The sequence below is a fragment of the Aquitalea aquatica genome (genome assembly GCF_013911085.1).
Classification (GTDB): Bacteria; Pseudomonadota; Gammaproteobacteria; order Burkholderiales; family Chromobacteriaceae; genus Aquitalea; species Aquitalea aquatica.
Genome location: NZ_JACERN010000036.1, coordinates 1 through 22,826, shown reverse-complemented (window position 1 = coordinate 22,826; position 22,826 = coordinate 1). Strand labels below are relative to the sequence as shown.

Here is a 22,826-nt window from a genome sequence, read left to right as displayed (position 1 = left end):
CCGAACAGGACCGTGAAACGCCTTAGCGCCGATGATAGTGTGGCATTCGCCATGTGAAAGTAGGACACCGCCAGACTCCCCATTAGAAGCCCAGCTCAATCGAGCTGGGCTTTTTGCATGGCGGTGCGTTCGGGGGGCCATGGCGCGGAATCACCCTGGCCGAGGACCCAATGGGGGGCTAAGCAGTACTACGCTGTAACAGATGGCTCGGTGACGTTACAATACGCAATCTTTGCTATCTAGGCCGTCATCCTGCTGGCGGCGTTTCCTGCTGCTAGTCCAGAAAGACTCCCTTGGCCGAATTCCTGCGTAAACGATTGCACCTTTTTGTTCTGTTATGGCTGGGTGTAGCGCTCATGGTCGGGATCCAGTGGGCCATGTCCGAATATCAGCGCATACAGGAAGATTTTGATCGCAGTGCCAGGCTGGCGCATGGCGTGATTGCGCGCAAGCTGGATCAGAATGAATCAGTGCTTGCCGCTCTGGATGCGCTGCTGATGACGCGGCAGAAGTTCGACATGCCTGTTCTCAAGGCATTTTCACACCAGATTCTGTCGCATTATCCCCAGTTGTATACCGTGGAGTTCTTCCAGAATGTGACCCGTGATAACCGGCAAGCATTTCTGGACGAAATGCAGCAGCGCTTCGGAGCTACCTTTTTTATCCGTGACTTCGATATTGTCGGGCGTCGCAGCTGGGTGCCTGCGCCCGTGCGCGACCAGCACCTGGTGGTGACCATGATAGAGCCTGATATTCCTGCAGCCAGTTCGGTATACGGCTTTGATGTGCTGCATGAGCCACGCTTTACCGCTGATATGCTCAAGGCAATGCAGAGTGGCCACAAATTGGCCTCGGCACCGTTTGATCTGTATGAGGGTGGACGGGTTTACCTGTTGATGCAGCCGGTATTCCTGGGCCCAAATGGCGCCGCCGGGGTTGCCGGCCGTGGCCAACTGGTCGGCGTGGTAGCGCTGGTGGTGTATTGTGAGAAGTTGCTCAACATCTCGCCGGCGGAAGGCGTGCCGGCAGAGCTGGATTTGTCGATTCTGTCTGCGGACAGCAGTCGTGCGATTTTTAATGCCCATGGCAAACATGCGGAAGCCGGGCGCTGGCTGCCTGCCTTGTCACGGTTGGAATTGAGCCTGCCGCTAGTCAGTGAGTCGCAGCCATTTGTGCTGCGGGTTGGCAAGGATGTGCTGCTGAGTGACTTCAAGCTGGGTGGTTTGCTGTTGCGGGAGGGGCTGATCTTGTCGCTGGTGATTTCGCTATGGCTGATCTATAGCCAGCGGCAGGCGATGAAGAGGGCGCAAAGTCAGGCGGATGAGGCGATTTTCCTGCAGAGCGAGCGCGCTGCAGTGACCTTGAATGCTGTGCACGATGGCGTAATCACACTGGATCCGCAACAAAAGATTGAGATGGCTAATCCGATGGCGCTGACCCTGTTGGGCATGAGCCGGGAGGAAGTGATTGGCCAGCCTTTCCTGAATGTATTCCGCTTGATTGGCGAGCTGTCAGCCGAGTTGGCTGAAGACCCGGTCAGCGAATGCTATCGTGCCGCGCACACCGTGGAGTTGCCCGAACGCATGCAGCTGGCAACCGCCAAAGGGCATGTGCGGCTGGTGGAGGGAGCGATTGCACCCCTGTTCTCGCGTAATGGCAGCCTGACCGGCGTGGTGTGCGCGCTGCGCGATATGGGACCGGTGCGGCAGCGCGCCGCCGAGGCACTTGAGGCCAGCGAGCTGCGAGTGAAGGAACATCTGGAAAAACTGTCGCATGTGGCGCGCCTGCACACCATGGGGGAAATGGCCTCCGGTATTGCGCATGAGGTGAATCAACCGCTTACCGCCATTTCCAATTACTGTCAGGCCTCGCTGCAGCTGCTGGAGTTTGGTGAAGACAGCCGCCCGCAGGTGGAGTCAGCGCTCAGGCTGGCGGTGGCGCAGGCGGATCGTGCCGGGGAAATCATCAAGCGCTTGCGGGCCCTGGTGAGCAAGCGGGCGATGGAAATCCGGCTGATCGACCTCAACCAGGTAGTGGGGAACTGCATGTTCCTTGCCGAGTACGACCTGAAAGAACGTGGCATCGAGATGGTGCAGCTGTTGTCGGTCTACCCGATGGCGGTGATGGCCGACAGCATCCAGATGGAGCAGGTGGTGCTGAACTTGCTGTCCAATGCGATGGATGCGCTACGCGACGAACCGGTGATGAAGCGCCATATCATCATTCATACCCGGCGTGAGGGTAAAAAAGCCATTCTGGAGGTGCGCGATACCGGCCGTGGCATTTCGCCGGAGTCGCTGGAAGTGCTGTTCCATCCCTTCTTCTCGACCAAGCAGAACGGCATGGGGCTGGGCTTGTCGATTTGCCAGACCATTGTCGAGCAATATGGCGGACTGATCTGCGCTGAAAACATTCCGGCCAGCGGTGCCTGTTTCCGTATCGAGCTGCCGCTGTCGCAGACGGTGACTGCGCCAGTACAAGAGCCGTCTGCCAGTTAGCCGAGCAATCAGAGAGATAGACAAAGAGCCGCGAATGCGGCTCTTGCTGTTGGTATTGAACGAGGCTTCAGCGTGGTTCTACCACCACCTGGGTGCGCTGGGCACGTTCTTCCCGTGGGGTGATGCCGAAATGGTTGCGGTAGGTGCTGGAGAAATGCGGGCCACTGGAAAAGCCGCAAGCCAGGCCGATTTGCACAATGGACTTGCTGGTTTGCTGCAGCAGCTGGCGCGCCCGGCTCAGGCGCAGTTCCAGATAATATTTGGATGGCACCGTGCTGAGGTACTGTTTGAACAGTCGTTCCAGCTGACGACGCGACACGCCGACATAGTAGGCAATGTCATCGGTGGTCAGCGGTTCTTCGATATTGGCTTCCATCAGACTGACGGCCTCGGTCAGCTTGGGCTGGCTGCCGCCGATGCGGGTGGCTAGCGGAATGCGCTGGCGTTCGTTACCTGGGCGTACCCGTTCGATGCTGAACATTTCCGACAGGCGTGCGGTGAATTCATGACCATGCAGGCTGCCCACTAACGACAGCATGAAGTCCAGCGTTGCCGCTCCGCCAGCGCAGCTCATGCGGCTGCGGTCGATCTCGTACAGATTGGACGAGACGATGACCTCGTGGAACTCCTCGGTAAAACGACTGATTTCTTGCCAGTGGATGGTGGCGCGAAAGCCGTTGAGCAGGCCGGCGCGGGCCATCCAGTAGCTGCCGCAGCCAATGCCGGCGATGGGCAGCTTGTCGGTATGCAGACCGCTGATGCTTTTGAGGAATTCGTCCAGATTGACTTCAATGGTGATGTCGTCGGCCAAGATGAACAGGCCGTCTAGCTTGGGCGCATAGGCCAGCGGCAGATCCACCGGCAGTTTCAGGCCGTTGGACATGGCGACGGGCAGGCCGTTGAGAGATAACGGCAAGAATTCGTACAGTTTTTTTTCGGCCAGCTGATTGGCCCGGGTCAGCACTTCGCTGGCAATGGCGAAATCGGCCATGGAAGCGTGCGGAAGCAGGAGAAAACCGTAGCGTAACGGTTTGGCAGCGTGCATTGGATGACCCATGTTTTCCAAAAAAAGTGAGCACTATACCAAAAAAGCAGGTCATGCCGTGCTTGGCATGACGCTGCTATCTGTCAGGCATTGTACGATTTATTTAAGACTGCCGGAGAGGAATTGTGCAAGCCGCTCACTTTGCGGATTGACCAGCACTTCCTTGGGGTTGCCTTGCTCTTCGATTTTGCCTTTGTGCAGGAAAATCACGTGGTTGGACACCTCGCGGGCAAAGCCCATTTCGTGGGTCACCACCACCATGGTGCGGCCCTCACGTGCCAGATCCTGCATCACCCGCAGCACTTCGCCAACCAGTTCCGGGTCCAGTGCGGATGTCGGTTCGTCAAACAGCATGACTTCCGGTTCCATCGCCAAGGCGCGGGCAATGGCGACACGCTGTTGCTGGCCGCCGGACATGTGAGAGGGGTATTTCCCCTCAACATCCTTCAGCCCCACCTTGTCCAGGTATTTGCGTGCGCGGGCAATGGCTTCGTCGCGGGAGAGACCCAGTACGTGGATGGGCGCTTCGATGATGTTTTCCAGCACGGTCATGTGTGCCCACAGATTGAAGTGCTGGAATACCATGGCCAGTTTGGTGCGGATGCGTTCCAGCTGCTTGTGGCTGGCGGCACGCAGTGCGCCGGTTTTCTTGTCGGCCACCAGTTGCAGTTCTTCGCCGCCCAGCTGGATCTGCCCGCTATTGGGGTGTTCAAGCATGTTGATGCAGCGCAGGAAGGTACTCTTGCCGGAGCCGGACGAGCCGATGATGCTGATTACATCGCCGGCATGGGCGGTGAGTGATACGCCTTTGAGGACTTCGTGGCTGCCATAGCTCTTGTGCAGGTCGGCAACGCGCAGTTTGATGTCGGTGGCTGGTGCTGCGTTGGTTTGTTTCATGCTTGCAACCCTTGTTTTAAGGTTTCATCTGCCACCATGGAATGGTGGCTATTGCTGAAAGAGGGCGGCACCATTGCCGCCCACGCTGTCAATGCTTGCGCGGAGCCAGATAGGCCAGCCAGCGTTGCTCTGCCTGCTTGAAGAGCCAGACAAACAGAAAAGTCAGTGCCAGATAGATGGCGCCGGCCACCAGGAAGGGCTCGAAGGCCATATAGGTGTCGCTGTAAATGCGCCGGGCCACGCCGGTGATATCGGCCAGTGTCACCAGGCCGGCTACCGCCGTGCTTTGCATCATCATGATCACTTCGTTGCTGTAGGCCGGCAGGGCGCGACGCAGGGCAGAGGGAATCACGATACGGCGCATCATCAGCCATTTGCTCATGCCCATGGCACGTGCAGCTTCGATTTCGCCCCAGTGGGTGGTGCGGATCTGGCCGGCGATGATTTCCGTGGTATAGGCAGCGGTGTTCAGGGTGAAGGCCAGAATGGCGCAGAACCAGGCATCTTGCAGGTACTGCCACATCCAGCTGTCCCGTACCGCATCAAACTGCGACAGGCCGTAATAGATGATGAACAGCTGCACCAGCAGCGGCGTGCCACGGAACACATAGGTATACAGCCACACACTGCCGGAGAGCAGACGGTTTTTGGATACCCGGCCCAGTGCCAGCGGAATGGCCAGCAGCATGCCCAGCAGCAGCGATGCACCCAGCAGTTGCAGCGTCATCACGATGCCATCGCTGGTGCTCAGCAGCGGCTGGCCATCGGCTCCGCCCAGAAAGGCCGGCAGCTTGTCCAGAATCAGGTGAAAGTCGATCACAGGCCGTTCTCCTTCAGACCAGTGGAGTAGCGGCGCTCCAGCATGCCCAGCAGGATGTTGGACACGCTGGTGATCACCAGGAAGATCAGTGCCACCAGCATATAGACGGTAAACGGCTCCTGGGTATTGGACTTGGCGGCGTCGGCGCGGTACATCACGTCATTCAGGCCAATCACCGATACCAGCGCGGTGGATTTCACCAGTACCAGCCAGTTATTGGTAAAGCTGGGCAGGGCGAAGCGCACCATTTGCGGAAAGGTGATGCGCAGGAAGATGCGCAGCGGCCCCATGCCATAGGCGGCACCGGCTTCCATTTGTCCCTTGGGCACCGCCATGATGGCACCGCGGAAGGTCTCGGTCATGTAGGCACCGAAAATGAAGCCCAGCGTGAGCACCCCGGCGATAAAGGGGTCGATGTCCGGTGCCGCCCAGCCCATGGCGGTGGCGGCATCGTTCAGCAACATCTGTACGCCGAAGAACAGCAAAAACATCCACACCAGATCCGGTACGCCGCGTACCACGGTGGAATAGAGCTCGGCCAGCGTACGCAAGGCTTTGGACGGGGCCATCTTGAACATGGCGCCAATCAGGCCCAGTACCACCGAAACCGCCAGCGCAGCCGCGGCCAGCTTCAGCGTCAGCACCGCTCCGTCGAGGATGCTGGGAAGATATCCGTGTAAAAACATGTACTACCCCTGTGTTTCCCGGGAGGGGACGGTGACGGCAGCGAACTGCCGTCACCACCGCAACGGTTTATTTGCCGTAGATGTCGAAGCTGAAGTATTTCTTCTGGATCTTGTCGTAGCTACCGTCGGCGCGAATCTGCTGCAATGCCTTGTTGATGCGGGCCAGCAGGGCCTGGTTGGTCTTGCGTACGGCAACAGCCGCGCCTTCACCGAAGTATTTCACCTCGTTGTATTCCGGGCCGGCGAATGCATAGCCCTTGCCGGACGGTGTCTTGATGAAGTCGGACTCACCCACTGCGGCATCGACAAAGCTGGCATCCACGCGGCCGGCCTTCAGGTCGAGGAAGGATTCCGGGGCCTTGGCATAGGACACCAGTTTCGCCCCCAGCTTCACCCAGTTGTCGCGGGCGTATTTTTCCTGGATGGACGAGCGCAGCACGCCGATCTTCTTGCCCTTGAACCAGGCGTCGTTGATCTGGCTGCCTTGTTTGGCGACCAGCCGGCTGGGCATGTTGTAGTACTTGTTGGAGAAGCTGACGACCTTCTTGCGCTCTTCGGTAATGTTCATCGAGGCGATGATGGCATCGAACTTGCGGGCCTGCAGGGCAGGGATGATGCCGTCGAAGTCTTGCGGCACCACTTCGCAAGTCACTTTCATGGCAGTGCACAGCGCCTGGGCGATGTCGGGGTCGAAGCCCTTCATCTTGCCATCAGGGCCTTGCTGGGAGAACGGTGGGTAACTGGCATCGGTGGCAAAGCGCAGGGTTTCGCCGTGGGCGGCCGCAGTCATGCCGAGCGCGCACGCGCCCAGCACCATGAGGGACTTGAACATGGTTTCTCCGGTGTGTCTTGTCGTTGTTATGTATGGCGATACCTGCCGGCGAGCGTGCCGCCGGCAGGGGATGGCTTCACAGGGCAGGGCTTGCCGTGTTAGCCGCCGTAGACGTCAAAGCGGAAGTACTTGTCCTGTACTTTCTTATAGCTGCCATCCTTGCGGATCTGCTCGATGGCCTTGTTCAGGCGGCTGGTCAGCGCCTGGTTGCCCTTTTTCACGGCGATGCCCGCACCCAGGCCGAAGTATTTCACGTCGGCATAGTTGGGGCCGACAAAGGCGTAACCCTTGCCGCCGTCGGTCTTGAGGAATTCCTGTTCGCCCACTGCGCCATCAACAAAGACGGCGTCCACGCGGCCGGCTTTCAGATCGAGGAAGGATTCAGGCGACTTGGTATAGGCCACGACGGTGGCACCGTTCTTGCCCCAGAAGTCACGGGCGAATTTTTCCTGAGTAGAGGCGCGCAGCACGCCGATCTTCTTGCCCTTGAAGGCGGTCTGGGTGACCTGGGTATTGCTCTTGGCAATGATGCGGCTGGCGATGTTGTAGTACTTGTTGCTGAAGTCGACGGCCTTCTTGCGCTCGTCGGTGATCTGCATCGAAGACAGGATGGCATCGAACTTGTTGGCATTCAGTGCGGGAATCAGGCCGTCCCAGTCCTGCGGTACGATCTGGCAGCTTACTTTCATGGCGGTGCACAGTGCCTTGGCCATGTCGATGTCAAAACCTTCCGGCTTGCCATCGGCACCCTGTTTGGAGAACGGGGGGTAGTTCAGGTCTACACCAAAGCGGATGGTTTCGGCATGGGCGGCAAAACCGGACAGGCTGACTGCAACTGCAGCAGCAAAAATGGCCTTCTTCATATGTGTCTCTGCTTCTCGCATGGCAAAGAAAGATCGTGCGATCTTTCTCATGGTCTTACTTTGTAAACCCGGCGTGGATGGGATGGCTGCCGTAACGGGTACGATAGCGCGGCCGGAACCTGTTGTTGTTATGCCTGCATACGCCTCCTGTGAAGACGCCAGGCAATGGTGGCAGGAAATGTCCAGCCCAACAATCAGTCGCATTTGCGGCGGATAGCCCAAAATTGCGAAGGGGCGCATTTTACCCCTATTTGTATTCAAAGTGAAACGTCATCAAAATCATGCACTTAACTATTGATTGTCGGATTGTATACAATGTAGGCTGTGCAAGCCATTTTGTAATTGGCTGTCGCATTGCTATAAGGCAAATAGTGGGAGAAAAACCAGCCCTGCCCATGCGGCGGTTTTTTCATGCTGCACTGCATCCCATCTTTCTGTAAGTCGGTGTCGCATTAAGGAAATCCCGATGGTAGCGGGGTTACTACAATGCCCCGACACAAACCGTGCATACAACAAGAGAAGCCCCATGTCGCTTACCAACAAGACCGAACTGGCGAGCCTGATTGCTGATATCCAGGCCGTTGCACAGAGCAAGCTTTCATCCAAGGAGACACAACAACTCGCCGGTTTCTTCCCGATCTACTTCGAAGAAACCGAGCACGCCGACCTGCGCCAGTTTTCCTCGCTGGACCTGTTCGGTGCCGCGCTGGCCCATTTCGAGTTCGCCCGCAAGCGCAGCCCCGGCCAGCACAAGGTACGCATCTATACTCCCGATTTCGAGCGTGATGGCTGGCAGAGCACCCATTCGGTGATTGAAGTCGTCAACGACGACATGCCTTTCCTGATCGACTCCATCTCCATGCTGCTGTCGCGCTACAACATCAATCTGCACCTGCTGGTGCATCCGGTGCTGTCGGTTGGTCGCGACAAGAATGGCAATCTGCAGGAAATCAAGCGCACGCAGGACCGCAGCCTGCCGCTGGAATCCTTCATCCACGTACAGATCGACCGCGTCAGCGATGCCGCCACCCTGCAAAAGCTGGAAGCCGAACTGAACCGCATCATTGCCGACATCCGTCTGGTGGTGAGCGACGAGCCGAAAATGCGCGCCGTGGTGGGCGATATTGGCAAGGACCTGGCCAAGGTGAAGGGCGAACGTGCGGTTGAAGCCAAGGAAGCCGTGGATTTCCTCGGCTGGATGGCTGCCAATCACTTCCTGTTCATGGGCTATTGCGATTACGACCTGGTCAAGCGCGACGGCAAGGACAGCCTGAAGATCGTCAAGGATTCGGGCCTGGGCATCCTGCGCGACCAGGGTGACAAGGAATACTCCGCCAGCTTTGAAACCCTGCCGCAAGAACTGCGCGAACTGGCGCACCTGCCGCAGCTGATCATCCTGAACAAATCGCAAACCCGCTCCATCATCCACCGTCCGGCCTATGTCGACTTTGTCGGCATCAAGCGTTTCAACGACAAGGGTGAAGTGATCGGCGAGCGCCGCTTCCTCGGCCTGTATACCGCCAGCGCCTATCAGGCTTCGCCGAAAGACATTCCGCTGGTGCGCCAGAAAGTGGCCAATGTGGTGGCCAACTGCGACTACGTGGACGACAGCTATAAGGCCAAGACCCTGGGTTTCGTGCTGGAAAGCTACCCGCGCGACGAGCTGTTTGAAATCCCGGCGGATGTGCTGGGCCCGATCGCCGAAGGCATCGTCAGCCTGCAAGAGCGCCCGCGCGTGCGCCTGTTCGTGCGCAAGGACCGCTACCACCGTTATGTCAGCAGCCTGGTATACGTGCCGCGTGACAGCTTCAACACCGAAGTGCGCCTGAAAATCGAAAAAGTGCTGATGGCTGCCTTCAATGGCAACTCGGCCGAATTCAGCGTGCAGATCAGCGACAGCTCGCTGGCGCGTGTGCATTACATCATCCGTACCAATGCTTCCAAGCTGCCGGCCTTCCGTGAATCCGACATCGAGGCGGAAATTGCCCGTCTGGTGCGCGGCTGGGTAGAAGAAATGCACCAGCAGCTGGTGGAAGTACATGGCGAAGAAGCCGGTAACCTGCTGTTCAAGCGCTATCGCACCGCCTTCCCGCTGTCCTACCGCGAAGAGTTCGCCGTACGCAATGCCGTGCTGGATGTGCAACTGCTGGAATCGGTGTCGGCCGGTCACCCGCTGGCGATGAAGCTGTACCGTCCTTTCCATCGCGGCAATCAGGCTTTCAATCTGAAGCTGTTCCGCGAAGGCGAGCCGATGAGCCTGTCCGCCAGCCTGCCCATCCTGGAAAACATGGGCGTCAAGGTGAGCGACGAGCATCCTTACCGGGTCGAGCGTGAAGACGGCTCCTCGGTGTGGATCAGCGATTTCGGCCTGGACGTGGGGGCCTTCTTCGAGCAGATGTCGGTCGACGCTGTGCAAAAGGACTTCCAGGAGCTGCTGGCCCAGGTATTTGCCAAGCGCTGTGAAAACGACGGCTTCAACCGTCTGGCGCTGATTGCTGGCCTCGACTGGCGTGAAATCTCGCTGGTGCGCGCACTGGCCAAGTATCTGCGTCAGGGCGGCCTCACCTTCAGCCAGAACTATCTGGAACAGTGCGTCGCCAACTATCCGGAAATCACCCGTCGTCTGGTGGCGCTGTTTGTGGCGCGTCTGGACCCGGCCCATGCCGATGATGCCCGCGCCGATGCCTTGCTGGCAGAAGTGAAAGAGCAACTGGACAATGTGGCCAACCTGGACGAAGACCGCATCCTGAACGGCTTCCTGGCGGTGATTCTGGCGACCCGTCGTACCAACTTCTGGCAGAAGGATGCAGCGGGCGAATTCAAGTCCTATATCTCCTTCAAGCTGGAATCCAACCAGATTCCATTCCTGCCGCAGCCGCGCCCGATGTTCGAAATCTGGGTGTACAGCCCGCGTGTGGAAGGCGTGCATCTGCGCGGCTCCAAGGTAGCGCGTGGCGGTCTGCGCTGGTCTGACCGCATGGAAGACTTCCGTACCGAAGTGCTGGGCCTGGTGAAGGCGCAGATGGTGAAGAACTCCGTCATCGTGCCGATGGGCTCCAAGGGCGGCTTTGTTGGCAAGCAATTGCCGGCACCGAGCGACCGTGAAGCCTTCCTGGCCGAAGGTATCGCCTGCTACAAGATCTTTATCTCCGCACTGCTGGATGTCACCGACAACCTGGTAACCGGTCAGATCATTCCGCCCAAGGATGTGCGTCGTCTGGACCCGGATGATCCGTATCTGGTGGTGGCTGCCGACAAGGGCACGGCGACTTTCTCCGACATCGCCAACGGCATTTCCGAATCCTACGGCTTCTGGCTGGGCGATGCCTTTGCCTCCGGCGGTTCAGCCGGTTACGACCACAAGGGCATGGGCATTACCGCCCGCGGTGCCTGGGAATCGGTCAAGCGTCACTTCCGTCATCTGGGCATCAACACCCAGGAACAGGATTTCAGCGTGATCGGCATTGGCGACATGGCTGGCGACGTATTCGGCAACGGCATGCTGCTGTCCGAACACATCTGCCTGAAGGCCGCGTTCAACCATCTGCACATCTTCCTGGACCCGACTCCGGACGCCAAGACCAGCTTTGCCGAACGTGCGCGCCTGTTCAATCTGCCGCGTTCCAGCTGGGCGGATTACAACCGCGAGCTGATTTCCAAGGGCGGTGGCATTTTCGAGCGCTCGGCCAAGTCCATTCCGCTGTCGGCTGAAGTCAAAGCCTGGCTGGAAACCGACAAGGACAGCATGGCGCCGAACGAGCTGATCCATGAAATCCTCAAGGCCAAGATCGACCTGCTGTACAACGGCGGTATCGGTACTTACATCAAGGCCTCTACCCAGAGCCATGCCGACGCCCGTGACCGCGCCTGCGACCCGGTACGTGTCAATGGCAACCAGTTGCAAGCGCGTGTGGTGGCCGAAGGCGGCAACCTGACTTGCACCCAGCTGGGCCGTGTCGAATTCGCGCTGGCTGGCGGCCGTATCGCCACCGACGCCATCGACAACTCCGCTGGTGTGGATTGCTCCGACCACGAAGTCAACATCAAGATCCTGCTGGGTGCGGTGATGCAGGCTGGCGACATGACGCTGAAACAGCGTAATGAGCTGCTGGCGGAAATGACCGACGAAGTGGGCCATCTGGTGCTGCGCAACAACGTGCTGCAAACCCAGATCCTGGCGATCAAGCGCCTGGAAGCGGCTTCCATGCTGTCCACCCATGCGCGCATGATTTCGCACATGGAAAAGACGGGCGAGCTGAACCGCGAAATCGAATACCTGCCGTCGGAAACCCAGATCAACGAACGCCGTCTGGCGCGTCAGGGTCTCACCGTGCCGGAAATCGCCGTTCTGCTGGCTTACAGCAAGATTTCGCTGGACCAGGCCATTCTGGCGACCGATGTGCCGGATGACGCCGACTTCCTGCCGGTGCTGGTGAACTACTTCCCGCAGCCGCTGCAACAGCGCTTTGGTGCGCAGATGCAGCAGCATCAGCTGCGTCGCGAAATCATTGCCAACCAGCTGGCCAACCAGATCATCAACCGCATGGGCACCACCTTCGTGTTCCGTCTGCAGGAAGAGTCGCCGTTCTCTGCTGCCGACATCGCCCGTGCCTGGTGGATTGCCAGCCGCGTGTTCGATGCAGACACCCTGTGGGGTCGTATCGAGGCGCTGGACAACCTGGTGCCGGCCGACCAGCAAATGGAAATGATGGTGCTGGTGCGCACCCTGATCGAGCGCGTTACCCGCTGGGTGCTGCGCAACAAGCGTCCGTTCACCTCGGTGAATGCGGTGATCGAACAGTACGCCGGCAAGGTACAGGCCCTGCTGGCGCGTCTGCCGGCCCTGGTGGATGCCAAACAGTACCCGGCTGTGGCCGAACTGGAAGCCCGCCTGAGCCTGCCCAACATGCCGGAGGAACTGGCCAGCGTGCTGGCGCGTCTGGAGTTTGCCGTACCGCTGATGGATATCATCGAAATCAGCGAAGGCGACGAACTGTCGCTGGACGAAGTAGCGCAAAACTACTTCCAGCTGGGACGCAACCTGCAACTGGACTGGCTGCGCGACGCCATTACCGGCCTGCCGCGCGACAACCGCTGGCAGTCGCTGGCCCGCTCCGCGCTGCGTGACGACCTGTATCGCCTGCATCGCAAGTTGGCCAAGCTGGCGTTCAGCGAAGCCTCGGGTGACAAAGCCTTTGCCGATGCCTGGCTGGCCAAGCGCCGCAGCGAGCTGGAGCTGTGCTACCAGATGTTTGCCGAGCTGCAGTCCTTCAGTGTGCTGGATCTGGCCATGCTGTCGGCCGGTATGCGCGAGCTCAACAACCACCTGCTGGCCTGATCAGCCAAGGCAATGTGAACAAACCGGCCCTCAGGGGCCGGTTTTTTTATGTCCATCAGCAGAAAATGCCGGGGGATTTGCGCGAAGCGGCGGACGGCAACGGGTAAATCCGGCTATCATCCGCACTTGACTACGGCATCCATCATGCCGAACAGACTGGAATACAAGATGCAGAACACACAGGCCGATGCCTCCGCCCGCGATGCGGAACAAGCCTGGCGCAAGGCCAAGCAGCTGGAGCAGGCGCTGATTGAATTACTGCAGCAGGCCTTGCCGGCCAGCGGGCTGTGCACCGTGGGCAAGCCGCTCACCGAGCAGCAAAAGCGCGGCGAATCGCGCCTGGCGCTGTGCTGCAGCCTGCCGCTGCTGCAAAAGAAAAAGCGCAAGGACACCATTGTGGCCTTCCTCGATTTCCAGATCAGCCTGGCGGGTGATGGTGTCCCCTTGCTGGAGAGCACCGCACAGCCACTGGGTGCGGTACTGCATATCGCGCACTGGACCTGTGAATTCAGCTTCGATTACGACGCCTACGTCGGTTTCCCAGCCACCGGCTGGCAGCCGTGGCTGAATCAGGCTGGCCGCCTGCTGCGCTGGGAGGACGACGAATCGCCGTTTGGCGACGAGTGGACCTACAGCCTGCGGCTGGATGCGCTGAGTGTCGACGAAGGCCTGCTGCGCCAGGTGGTATTGCAGCCGGTATTGGCCTTGCTGGAAGGCGCGCCGGCCGAGCAGGCGCTGCCAGACGGTTTGCCGGGCCTGATCCGCTATGTCGATGTGCCGGCAGAAGACGGCTTGCAGGATTTGCGCGTGCAGCCGTGATGCATGTGTGATGCCACAACGAAACCCGCCAACTGGCGGGTTTTTTTGTACGCGTTTGGAAATGCGGGCTTCAGGTCGGAGCCTGCCAGCCACCCCCCAATGCCTTCAGCAGGTTGACGCTCCAGACAAACTGGCTGCCGCGCAGCTGCGATTGCAGGCGTTGAGCGCTGAGCAGGCTTTGCTGGTTGATGGCCAGGGTGAGGGCGTTATCCAGCCCCTCGTGGTAGCGCAGCAGGGAAATATCGTAAGCGTGCTGCTGGCTGCTGACCGCCAAGCCTTGTTGCTGGCTGGCCTGACTCAGCCCTTGCAGGGTGAAGAGGGCGTCCTGGGTTTCCTGCATGGCTTGCAGCACGGTCTGGCGATAACTGGCGGCAGCGGCCTGGTAGCCGGCTTCGGCATAGTTGATGCCAGCGCGGGTCTTGCCATTGTCAAACAGCGTCTGGCCAGCCTGCAGGCCCAGCGCCCAGACCAGGGCGGGGGCGGAAATCAGCTTGGCCAGTTGGGCAGATTCGTAGCCGATATAGCTTGGCGACAGGGTGAACTGCGGAAACCAGGCTGCGTTGGCCACGCCGATCTGGGCATTGGCTGCGGCCATGGCGCGTTCTGCCGATGCAATATCCGGGCGGCGCTGCAGCAGGTCGGCCGGGACCCCGGCCGGAATCTGCGGCGGACGGGCGGGCAGGGTGGCGGCTTCCAGCTGGAAGCCGCTGGCCGGATGGCCGCTCAGGGTGGCCAGCTGGTCTTGCTGTTGCTGGCGCTGGTTACCCAGCAGGCTGAGCTGCGCTTGCGCCGCTTGCAGGCTGGCCTGCTGGGTGGCTAGTGCGCTGGCGGCGTCCAGTCCTTCGCGGTGGCGGATTTCGGTGAGCTGCAGCACTTTCTGTTGTAGCTGGATGGACTGCTGCAACAGCCTGCTTTCTTCATCCAGCTGACGCAGCTGGAAATAGGCGCTGGCCAGCTGTGCGGTCAGTAGCAGGCGCACGTTTTCGCTGTCGGCCTGGCTTTGCGCGGCACTGGCCCTGGCGCTTTCTACATCACGTCTTACCCGGCCCAGCCAATCGAATTCGTAGCTCACGTTCAGCGTGGGTTTGTAGTCGTTCTGGATGGTGCTGCTATTGCTGGACTGGTAGTTGGTGAGCGGGCGCTCGGCGGAAATGCGGCTGCGGCTGATGCTGGCACCAGTGCTGACGCTGGGCAGGCTGGCTGCAGCATGGATGCCGGCCTGGGCCTGGGCCTGTTGCAGGCGGGCCAGTGCCAGTTTTAGCGTGGCATTGCTGGCGATGCAATCTGCTTCCAGCCGGTTGAGCGTGGCATCGCCAAATTGCTGCCACCAAGCCTGCTTGGCCTGCTGGTCGGCAGGGCTGGCGGTGTGCCAGCTGCCGCTGCCCTGCCAGTTAGCGGGCAGGTCGGTCATGGTGGGGCGCTGGTAATCCGGACCAATGGCGGAGCAGGCTGCGAGTGTGGCCAGCAGCACGGTGGCAGACAACAGGGCAGGCGTGGTGCGCATGGCTTACTCGCTGTTGCCGCTGGCGACAATGGCCACGCTCTGGCCGTTGCGGATGGCGTCCGAAGGATTGAGGATGATGCGCTCCTTGCCGCTCAGGCCGGCCTTGATGGCGATGTCCTTGCCGTAGTCAGTACCCAGTAGCACTTTTTGCAGCTTCACTTTGTTGTGTTCATCCACCACCGCCACCTGGCTGCCCTCGGCACCGAATATCAATGTGTTGGTGGGCAGGGTGAGTCCGGCCGGGCTTTTCAGCTTGAAACGCGCTTCCACGTACAGGCCGGGCAGCAGCTTGCCATCTGCATTGTCCAGCACGATGTCCACCTGCAAGGTACGGCTGGCCGGGTCGATGGCCCCTGCGGTGCGTGCCACCTTGCCCGGTACGGTTGTGGCGCTGTCGCCGGCCAGGATGTCGACGCTGTCGCCCACCTTGACCTGGCTGGCACGCTCTTGCGGCAGGTAGACATACAGATGCAGCTTGTTTACCTGAGCCACGCTGAACAGCGACTGGCCGCTGCCGCCATTGCCAGCATTGATCAGGCTACCGTTGTCGATGTTGCGGCGGGTGACGATGCCGTCAAACGGCGCCACGATGCGGCCGAAGTCCTGCTGATCGCGCAGGCGCTTGAGGCTGGCAGCGGTCTGTTGGTAGGCAGCGGTCTTCTCGTCGAATTCCTGCTGTGATACCGCATCCTGTGCGCGCAGGCGGCTCCAGCGCTGGTAGGCAATGCGCGCCAGTTCGTGGCTGGCCGCGGCTTCGTCTACCTGCTTGTTGATGTCGGGAGTGTCCAGTACGGCCAACAGTTCGCCCTTTTTCACCGGCTGGCCGATGTCCTTGAACCACTGCTTTACATAGCCGCTGCTGCGCGCATACACCACCGCCTCGCTGATGCCCTGCAAGGTGGAGGGCAGGGTGAGCTGGTTGTCATGGCGATTGCTCTGGGCCTGCACCACGCGTACTGGCTGGACGGCGCTCTGGCTGGCCCGCTGAGCCAGGATATGAGCACTGGCCTGCCTGGCCAGCAGGGTGCGCCCCAGGCCGGCCAGCAACAGCAGCAGGATGATGATGGTAACGGTACGGGCACGGCGTGCCACCTTGTCACGGCCGTCCAGGCCAGGGCGGCTATCGTGGTGAAATGCCGGCACACCCTGCTCGGCATGGCGCTGATTGGTCATGGTGAAATCCTAGACTGGTACCGGCGGCGCCGGGCGGTCGTCGTCTGTGCCGGGAGCGGCGGGTGTACGGCGCTTGGCCAGGTGGCTGTGAAAGCTGGCAAACACCACCGGGACGAAGAACAAGGTGGATACGGTGGCAAACAGCAGGCCGCCAATCACGGCGCGGCCCAGCGGAGCGTTTTGCTCGGCGCCCTCGCCAAGACCGATGGCCATGGGAATCATGCCGATGATCATGGCCAATGCCGTCATCAACACCGGTCGCAGGCGGGTGGCCCCGGCCTCTAGTGCGGCAGACAGCGGTGGCAGGCCTTCATGCAGGCGCTGGCGGGCAAAGGACACCACCAGAATGCTGTTGGCTGTGGAAACCCCCATGGTCATGATGGCGCCGGTCAGTGCTGGCACGCTGAGATTAGTGGCGGTCAGGATCAGCATCCAGGCGATACCGGCCAGCGCAGCCGGTAGGGCGGTGATAATGATGAAGGGATCCAGCCAGGACTGGAAGTTCACCACGATCAGCAAGTAAACCAGCACGATGGCCCCCAGAATGCCCAGCCCCAGCCCGGTGTAGGAGGACTGCATGGTTTCCACCTGGCCGCGCAGGGCAATCTTGCTGCCCTTGGGCAGCTCGGCCTGTGATCGGGTGATCAGCTGCTGAATGTCGCTGGCCACCGAGCCCAGATCGCGCCCGCGCACATTGGCGTAAATATCGACTGCGGGCTGGATGTTGTAGCGGCTGACAACGGCGGCTTCGCGTGCCGGGCTGGTCCGTACCAGATTGCCCAGCTGCTGTGGGGTGCTGCCACTGGCGCTGGCGGGGTTGACCGGCAGCTGTAGCAGGTCGTCCAGTGCATTGATGCGGTATTGCGGCGTTTGTGCCTGCATGTTGTACACCACGCTATTAGCCGGGTTCAGCCAGAAAGTGGGCTGGGTCTGCTGGCTGCCGGACAGCGGCAGCAGCAGGTTCTGCGCCACATCGGCAGCGCTGATGCCCATGGCCTGCAGACGTGAGCGATCCATGTTCAGCTTCAAGGCCGGTGCGTCCATGCGCTGGTGTACATGGACATCCGTTGCGCCATTCACTCCCTTGATGCGGTCGGCCAGCCTGGCGGCAAAGGCATGGTTTTCTACCATGTTCTTGCCGTAAATCTGTACGTCGATGGCCGAGGGAGTACCGAAGTTGAGAATCTGCGTGACGATGTCTGCCGGCTGGAAGAAGAACTCCACGCCGGGGAAACGCTTGGCCAGCAGTGGCGGGATTTTCTCGATGTAGTCGGCGCTGGGCTGGTGGCCAGGCTTGAGCGAAATCAGGATGTCCGCATCCAGCGTGCCGATGGTGCCAGAGTTGCTGTACGACAGATTGATGCCGGAATAGGGCAGGCCGATATTGTCGATGATGGTGTCCAGCTCGGCGGCCGGAATGATTTCGCGCAGGGCATTGTCCACGCCATCGGCCAGCCTGGCGGTGTTTTCGATACGGGTGCCGGTGGGCGCGCGCATGTGCAGCTTGATCTGGCCGGTGTCCACCGTGGGGAACAGGTCGCGCCCCAGCAGCAGGTAGAGGCCGCAGGACAGCAGGCAGAAAGCCAGAAAGCCGGCCATGAAGCGGCGACGGTGGGTTAACAGATGGCTGAGCAGTAACACATACACGCTGCGCAGCTTTTCAAACTGGCGGTTGAAGCGCTGGTGTACCTGGTGAATCCAGGCCGTAACCCGCCCGCTGCGGCCCTGATGGCCCATCAGCAACAGGGCCAGCGTGGGCACCAGGGTGCGCGACAGCACATAGGAAGCCAGCATGGCAAACACCACCGCCTCGGCCAGCGGTACAAACAGATAGCGCGCCACGCCTTCCAGAAAGAACATCGGCACAAACACGATGCAGATGCACAGGGTGGAAACCAGGGCCGGGATGGCAATTTCACCCGCGCCATCCAGAATGGCGGTGTGTAAATCCGCCCCCATATGCAGGTGGCGTTCGATGTTTTCGATGGTGACGGTGGCGTCGTCCACCAGAATGCCCACTGCCAGTGCCAGCCCGCCCAGCGTCATCACATTGATGGTTTCTCCCACGGCATGCAGCAGGATGACCGAGGAAAAAATGGATAGTGGAATCGATACCGCAATGATGGACGTGGTGCGCCAGTTACCCAGAAACAGCAGCAGCATGATGGCGGTGAGCGCGGCGGCAATCAGCGCCTCGTGGATCACCCCCTGCACAGCGGTCTTGACGAATACCGACTGGTCGGCAAGCAGCGAAACCGCAATGCCCTTGGGCAGCAAGGGCGTTACCGTGGGCAGCAGACTTTTCAGATTGTCCACCACGCTGAGCGTGGAAGCCCCGCCATTCTTGTACACCGACAGCAGCAGCCCGCGCTGGCCGTTCTGGCGCACGATATTGGTTTGCGGCGAATAGCCGTCGCGCACATGTGCCACTTCGCCCAGATAGGTGGTGGCGCCATTGCTGCTGCGTACCGGAATGTTGTTGAGCCCGGCAATGGTGGTGGGCGAGCCATTCAGGCCGATGTTGAATTCGGTATCACCCAGCTTGGCCGTGCCCGCCGGCAGGATCAGGTTCTGGCTGCTGATGGCACTGACCACATTGGCTGGTGTCATGCCCTTGGCCGTGATGGCGGCCAGATCCAGATCCACCGACAGCAATCGCACCTTGCCGCCATAGGGGTAGGGAATGGCCACGCCGGGAATGGTCACCAATTGCGGACGCAGCGTATTCACCGCAGCATCGAACACATCCTGCTCCGACAACGTTTTGCTGGACATGCCCAGTTGCACCACCGGCACGCTGGACGCGGTGTATTTGATCACCAACGGCGCCGTGGTCCCGGTGGGCATCTGCCGCACTACCGCTTGCGATACCGACACCACCTGGGCAATGGCGGTTTGAATATTGACATTGGGCTGGAAGAAAATCTTGATCACCGCAATGCCGTTGAGCGATTGGGACTCGATATGCTCGATGTCGTTTACCGTGGTGGTGAGAATGCGCTCGTTGGACTGGGTGATGCGGTCAGCCATCTGTTGCGGTGCCAGGCCGTTATAGCCCCAGATCACGCTGATCACCGGGATGTCGATCTCCGGCAGCACATCTACCGGGGTTCGGAACACCGCCAGAACAGTAGCCAGCAGGATGACAATAGCCATCACGATAAAGGTATAGGGCCGGCGCAATGCCGTTTCAACAATCCACATCGGGTAGTGTTGCCTTCTATGCTACTGCCGGCAGATCGTGCCGGTTGGCGCACATCAAGATGGAAAAGGGCTGTGGGCACGGCCTTGCAGCGTGCTGCAGCCTGACAGGGATGCCAGGGCCTGAGCGCCGCTAAGCAACAACCTGCGGCGGCCTACTGCCCATGTACTGTCTGTGTCGGCCAGCCTTGCCACAGGAAGGCAAGGCTGATTTTGTCCGCCGCTGTTGGCAGCTTTGCCAGTTGCGATGATAGCCCATGCGGGTTACGGCCGAGTGTCCGACAATCATGCAAATTGTTGCTAAATATTGCATGGATTAGTTAGCAGCAGGCACTAGGACTGTGCGGCCGCCGCGTCGCTGCTGAATAACAGGGTAGGCACGCTGCTACCGGGAAAGTCGAAAGGCCCACAGCCATGCAGGCCAGCCTTTGCCAGCACGCGTGCCGATGCCTGATTGTCGGCATTGATATAGGCCACCACTCGCGGCAGTTGCAATTGGGTCAAGCCATACTGCACGCAAGCAGTCGCGGCCTCGCTGGCGTAGCCCAGCCCGCGCCATGCTGGCAACAAGGTATAGCCCACGTCGACATCTGCCAGCCCTTCGCGCCGAATCAGTCCGCACATGCCGACAGCTTGGTCATCATCCAGACGTTCCATACACCACAGCCCGATGCCATGCTGTGCATAGCTGGCCAAGGGGCCACGGCTGATATAGTTGGTGGCATCTTCCAGCGTATGTACGCCACGATCCGTCACATTGCGGATGAAATCGGGGTCGGTCAGCAGGGCCAGCACCAGCGGAGCATCCTGCATGGTGAATTCGCGCAACCGTAGCCTGGGGGTAACAATGGGGAGCATGATTGACTTTGTATCTGGACAAGGTGTCGGCCAGTTTACTGCATGGTGACCTGGCTGCGATCAATTCCAACAGTATGGCGGCCTGTGCGGCAGCGACTGTAGCGCGGTCCTGGCAGGCTGCTAGTTTTTTTGCTGGGATCTTGCCAAAGGCAGACGGTAGTTGTATTATTGCCCTCTCTGTTGCAGCACTGCAGCAGGCCATCTGGAGAGGTGGATGAGTGGTTTAAGTCGCACGCCTGGAAAGCGTGTTTAGGGTAATACCCTAACGGGGGTTCGAATCCCCCCCTCTCCGCCAGATTAAAAAAAGCCCGCTTTTGCGGGCTTTTTTGCATCTAATCCGGGCATTTCGCTACATGGCTGGCAGCCTTGTCATCATCGCTACTGGTGTGTTCCAAGCCGTAAATCGCAGCCCGATTGATCTCTCATTCTAGCTATTCGCTTGGCTATGTGTAACTTTGCGGCCGTTTTGGCACTCGTTTGCACATTAATTGTCACCGCCGATTTGCAGGGTTTTTGTCACTATTTGCGCTTCTTTTGTCGCCGGATCGCAAAAATCTAACGCCTCCTTACCGCTACCTTTTCCTGTGATGGAGGAGGGTAGTTCAGTCTTGCGTCTCTGTGCTCTACCGCTACTTGAAAATGAAAACACCAGGCGTGATGGCAGGGTGTCATGTTGGTCGGCGACTTGCGGACTGCCGCGCGAAGCGCGACAGGAAGAACAACTCGGGTCTTCTACAGGTTCGTTTGACCGGGTTGTTAAGTTTCATTCTTTGCGAGACGAGCTTTGGCTTCTGCCAATTTGGTCATTATGAATCGCCCCGGCTTCTCTAGACACTCTTGAGCCGTTGGAAATATTGCTTCTCAAACTCTACCGGCGATAGCCCGTTTGCGGAACCATGCCGACGTTTCGGGTTGTAGAACATCTCGATGTAATCGAAGATGTCACGACGAGCTTCCTCCCTGTCGTGATAGGTTTTTCGCTTGACTCGCTCCCGCTTCAATAACTGGAAGAAACTCTCCGCCACAGCATTGTCGTGGCAGTTCCCGCTCCGACTCATGCTGGGTACCAAGCGATGGGCCTTCAAAAAATCTTGCCAGTCGTCACTGCTGAACTGACTTCCCTGATCCGAATGCACCAGCACTTCCTGCTTGGGCTGACGTCGCCATACCGCCATCAACAGGGCATTCAGCACCAGCTCTCTATCGATACGTGACTGCATCGACCAGCCAATCACCTGCCGAGAGAACAGGTCCAGCACCACCGCCAGGTACAACCCCCCCCTCATGCGTGCGGATATAAGTGATGTCGGTCACCCAGGCCTTATTTGGCTCATTCTCGGTGAACTGGCGTTGCAGGTGGTTAGGTGCCACCACAGCCGGACGGCCGCTGTAATGTCCAGAACGCCGGTGGTAACCCGTCTGCGAACGTAAGCCCTCCTGCTTCATCAGTCGTGCCACACGATGTTTGCCACAGCGCTCTCCCTGAGCCTGCAGGTCGTCATGCACCTTGCGATAACCATAGACACCGCCACTTTCGAGCCAAGCCTGCTTGATGTGCCCCAGCAAGCGCTGGTCTTCACCCGCTCGCGGTGAATACGGGGATGCTTTCCAGGCGTAGTAGCCGCTGGGGTGCACTGCCATGACCCAACACAGTCGTCGAACTGGAAATTGCTGCGCGTTGGCCCGGATGAAGGCATACCTTACCCGGACTCCTTGGCAAAGTATGCGGCGGCCTTTTTTAGGATGTCGCGCTCCTCGGTGACCCGTTTGAGCTCTGCCTTGAGGCGTCGAATTTCGGCTTGTTGGTCTGCAGATTCGACCGGTGTGGCGCGCTTGGGGGCATAGCGTTTCAGCCATTGATACAGGCTGTGGGCAGAGACGCCGAGGCGGCTGGCGACTTCGGCCACGGGGTAACCACGCTCGGTTACCTGTTTGACCGCTTCAATTTTGAACTCTTCGGGGAAACGTGGCTTGCTCATGACACCTCCTTGTAGGGCCTAGTGTGAGGCTCTCGAGGTGTCTAGGAAAGGAGGGGCGATTCTGTTTGAATTTCTGCGATTAAAACTGAGGCTTGCCTAAATTTTTTCACCGCAACCTAAACTTTTCCCGTTTTCCCCAGATAAGGCTCTTCGTCAACGTTATACGCCGTTAGGTTGAGGAGCCGTTCATGGTTGCAGTGGTATCGAATTCAGGTCTGGGTCTGCTGGGTGGGTCGCTGTCGGCACTAGGGGGGCAGGGGCAACTGGGCCAGGCCGAATTCGGGCGCGGCGGCGAGCGCGTCTACGTCAATGC

At 59.5% G+C, this 22,826-nt stretch carries 13 protein-coding genes, 1 tRNA gene and 1 pseudogene; 4 read left to right on the top strand and 11 right to left on the bottom strand.

The genetic code is table 11. From position 1 onward, the window contains the following. Nucleotides 1–377: 377 nt before the first annotated feature. Nucleotides 378–2,498 carry an ATP-binding protein gene (locus H2Z84_RS14615; protein WP_181836637.1) on the top strand — a complete coding sequence of 707 codons (2,121 nt, stop codon included), beginning with the start codon at nucleotides 378–380 and terminating at the stop codon, nucleotides 2,496–2,498. Nucleotides 2,499–2,565: 67 nt separating this feature from the next. Here the strand turns inward: H2Z84_RS14615 and H2Z84_RS14610 are convergent, their stop codons facing one another. The 6 genes from H2Z84_RS14610 to H2Z84_RS14585 all read right to left on the bottom strand — a co-directional run bounded on the left by H2Z84_RS14610 (nucleotide 2,566) and on the right by H2Z84_RS14585 (nucleotide 7,641). Then, nucleotides 2,566–3,489 carry a GlxA family transcriptional regulator gene (locus H2Z84_RS14610; protein WP_258869420.1) on the bottom strand — a complete coding sequence of 308 codons (924 nt, stop codon included), beginning with the start codon at nucleotides 3,487–3,489 and terminating at the stop codon, nucleotides 2,566–2,568. A 153-nt stretch (nucleotides 3,490–3,642) separates the two neighbouring features. Next, entirely contained in the window at nucleotides 3,643–4,440 is a 798-nt protein-coding gene (locus H2Z84_RS14605; protein WP_181836635.1) for an ABC transporter ATP-binding protein, read from the bottom strand. A gap of 88 nt (nucleotides 4,441–4,528) precedes the next feature. Next, nucleotides 4,529–5,260 (bottom strand): ABC transporter permease, encoded by a 732-nt coding sequence (locus tag H2Z84_RS14600; RefSeq protein ID WP_103526398.1) that lies wholly within the window; start codon nucleotides 5,258–5,260, stop codon nucleotides 4,529–4,531. Next, nucleotides 5,257–5,946 (bottom strand): ABC transporter permease, encoded by a 690-nt coding sequence (locus H2Z84_RS14595; protein ID WP_103526400.1) that lies wholly within the window; start codon nucleotides 5,944–5,946, stop codon nucleotides 5,257–5,259. Before H2Z84_RS14595 ends, H2Z84_RS14600 begins: the two co-directional genes overlap by 4 nt. Nucleotides 5,947–6,013: 67 nt before the next feature. Continuing rightward, nucleotides 6,014–6,778, bottom strand: a complete 765-nt coding sequence (locus H2Z84_RS14590; protein WP_181836634.1) for an ABC transporter substrate-binding protein — start codon at nucleotides 6,776–6,778, stop codon at nucleotides 6,014–6,016. A gap of 98 nt (nucleotides 6,779–6,876) precedes the next feature. Beyond that, the gene (locus H2Z84_RS14585) at nucleotides 6,877–7,641 is read right to left on the bottom strand and encodes an ABC transporter substrate-binding protein (RefSeq protein ID WP_181836633.1); all 765 of its coding nucleotides are present in this window, start codon (nucleotides 7,639–7,641) and stop codon (nucleotides 6,877–6,879) included. 526 nt (nucleotides 7,642–8,167) lie between these two features. Here H2Z84_RS14585 and H2Z84_RS14580 point away from each other — a divergent pair. Both H2Z84_RS14580 and H2Z84_RS14575 read left to right on the top strand, forming a co-directional pair. Beyond that, nucleotides 8,168–12,979 carry an NAD-glutamate dehydrogenase gene (locus H2Z84_RS14580; RefSeq protein WP_181836632.1) on the top strand — a complete coding sequence of 1,604 codons (4,812 nt, stop codon included), beginning with the start codon at nucleotides 8,168–8,170 and terminating at the stop codon, nucleotides 12,977–12,979. A 168-nt stretch (nucleotides 12,980–13,147) separates the two neighbouring features. After that, entirely contained in the window at nucleotides 13,148–13,798 is a 651-nt protein-coding gene (locus H2Z84_RS14575) for a hypothetical protein (protein WP_181836631.1), read from the top strand. A 70-nt stretch (nucleotides 13,799–13,868) separates the two neighbouring features. Here H2Z84_RS14575 and H2Z84_RS14570 read toward each other — a convergent pair whose 3' ends face one another. The 4 genes from H2Z84_RS14570 to H2Z84_RS14555 all read right to left on the bottom strand — a co-directional run bounded on the left by H2Z84_RS14570 (nucleotide 13,869) and on the right by H2Z84_RS14555 (nucleotide 20,534). Beyond that, complete coding sequence (locus H2Z84_RS14570; protein WP_181836630.1) at nucleotides 13,869–15,302, bottom strand: efflux transporter outer membrane subunit; 1,434 nt, start codon at nucleotides 15,300–15,302, stop codon at nucleotides 13,869–13,871. Between the two features lie 3 nt (nucleotides 15,303–15,305). Then, the gene (locus tag H2Z84_RS14565; protein ID WP_181836629.1) at nucleotides 15,306–16,475 is read right to left on the bottom strand and encodes an efflux RND transporter periplasmic adaptor subunit; all 1,170 of its coding nucleotides are present in this window, start codon (nucleotides 16,473–16,475) and stop codon (nucleotides 15,306–15,308) included. A 9-nt stretch (nucleotides 16,476–16,484) separates the two neighbouring features. Beyond that, nucleotides 16,485–19,679 (bottom strand): efflux RND transporter permease subunit, encoded by a 3,195-nt coding sequence (locus H2Z84_RS14560; RefSeq protein WP_181836628.1) that lies wholly within the window; start codon nucleotides 19,677–19,679, stop codon nucleotides 16,485–16,487. Between the two features lie 330 nt (nucleotides 19,680–20,009). Continuing rightward, the gene (locus H2Z84_RS14555; protein ID WP_181836627.1) at nucleotides 20,010–20,534 is read right to left on the bottom strand and encodes a GNAT family N-acetyltransferase; all 525 of its coding nucleotides are present in this window, start codon (nucleotides 20,532–20,534) and stop codon (nucleotides 20,010–20,012) included. 204 nt (nucleotides 20,535–20,738) lie between these two features. Here H2Z84_RS14555 and H2Z84_RS14550 point away from each other — a divergent pair. Then, a tRNA-Ser gene (locus H2Z84_RS14550) sits at nucleotides 20,739–20,829 on the top strand. A gap of 532 nt (nucleotides 20,830–21,361) precedes the next feature. On the opposite strand, the pseudogene H2Z84_RS14545 reads toward H2Z84_RS14550, so the two are convergent. Then, nucleotides 21,362–22,513 (bottom strand): annotated as a pseudogene (locus H2Z84_RS14545) (IS3 family transposase). Nucleotides 22,514–22,826 lie beyond the last annotated feature (313 nt).

Coding starts and splice junctions, on each gene's coding strand:
- H2Z84_RS14585 (WP_181836633.1), bottom strand. CDS start 7,641: ATGAAGAAGGCCATTTTTGCTGCTGCAGTTGCAGTCAGCCTGTCCGGT.
- H2Z84_RS14580 (WP_181836632.1), top strand. CDS start 8,168: ATGTCGCTTACCAACAAGACCGAACTGGCGAGCCTGATTGCTGATATC.
- H2Z84_RS14575 (WP_181836631.1), top strand. CDS start 13,148: ATGCAGAACACACAGGCCGATGCCTCCGCCCGCGATGCGGAACAAGCC.
- H2Z84_RS14605 (WP_181836635.1), bottom strand. CDS start 4,440: ATGAAACAAACCAACGCAGCACCAGCCACCGACATCAAACTGCGCGTT.
- H2Z84_RS14570 (WP_181836630.1), bottom strand. CDS start 15,302: ATGCGCACCACGCCTGCCCTGTTGTCTGCCACCGTGCTGCTGGCCACA.
- H2Z84_RS14555 (WP_181836627.1), bottom strand. CDS start 20,534: ATGCTCCCCATTGTTACCCCCAGGCTACGGTTGCGCGAATTCACCATG.
- H2Z84_RS14590 (WP_181836634.1), bottom strand. CDS start 6,778: ATGTTCAAGTCCCTCATGGTGCTGGGCGCGTGCGCGCTCGGCATGACT.
- H2Z84_RS14610 (WP_258869420.1), bottom strand. CDS start 3,489: ATGGCCGATTTCGCCATTGCCAGCGAAGTGCTGACCCGGGCCAATCAG.
- H2Z84_RS14560 (WP_181836628.1), bottom strand. CDS start 19,679: ATGTGGATTGTTGAAACGGCATTGCGCCGGCCCTATACCTTTATCGTG.
- H2Z84_RS14595 (WP_103526400.1), bottom strand. CDS start 5,946: ATGTTTTTACACGGATATCTTCCCAGCATCCTCGACGGAGCGGTGCTG.
- H2Z84_RS14565 (WP_181836629.1), bottom strand. CDS start 16,475: ATGACCAATCAGCGCCATGCCGAGCAGGGTGTGCCGGCATTTCACCAC.
- H2Z84_RS14615 (WP_181836637.1), top strand. CDS start 378: ATGTCCGAATATCAGCGCATACAGGAAGATTTTGATCGCAGTGCCAGG.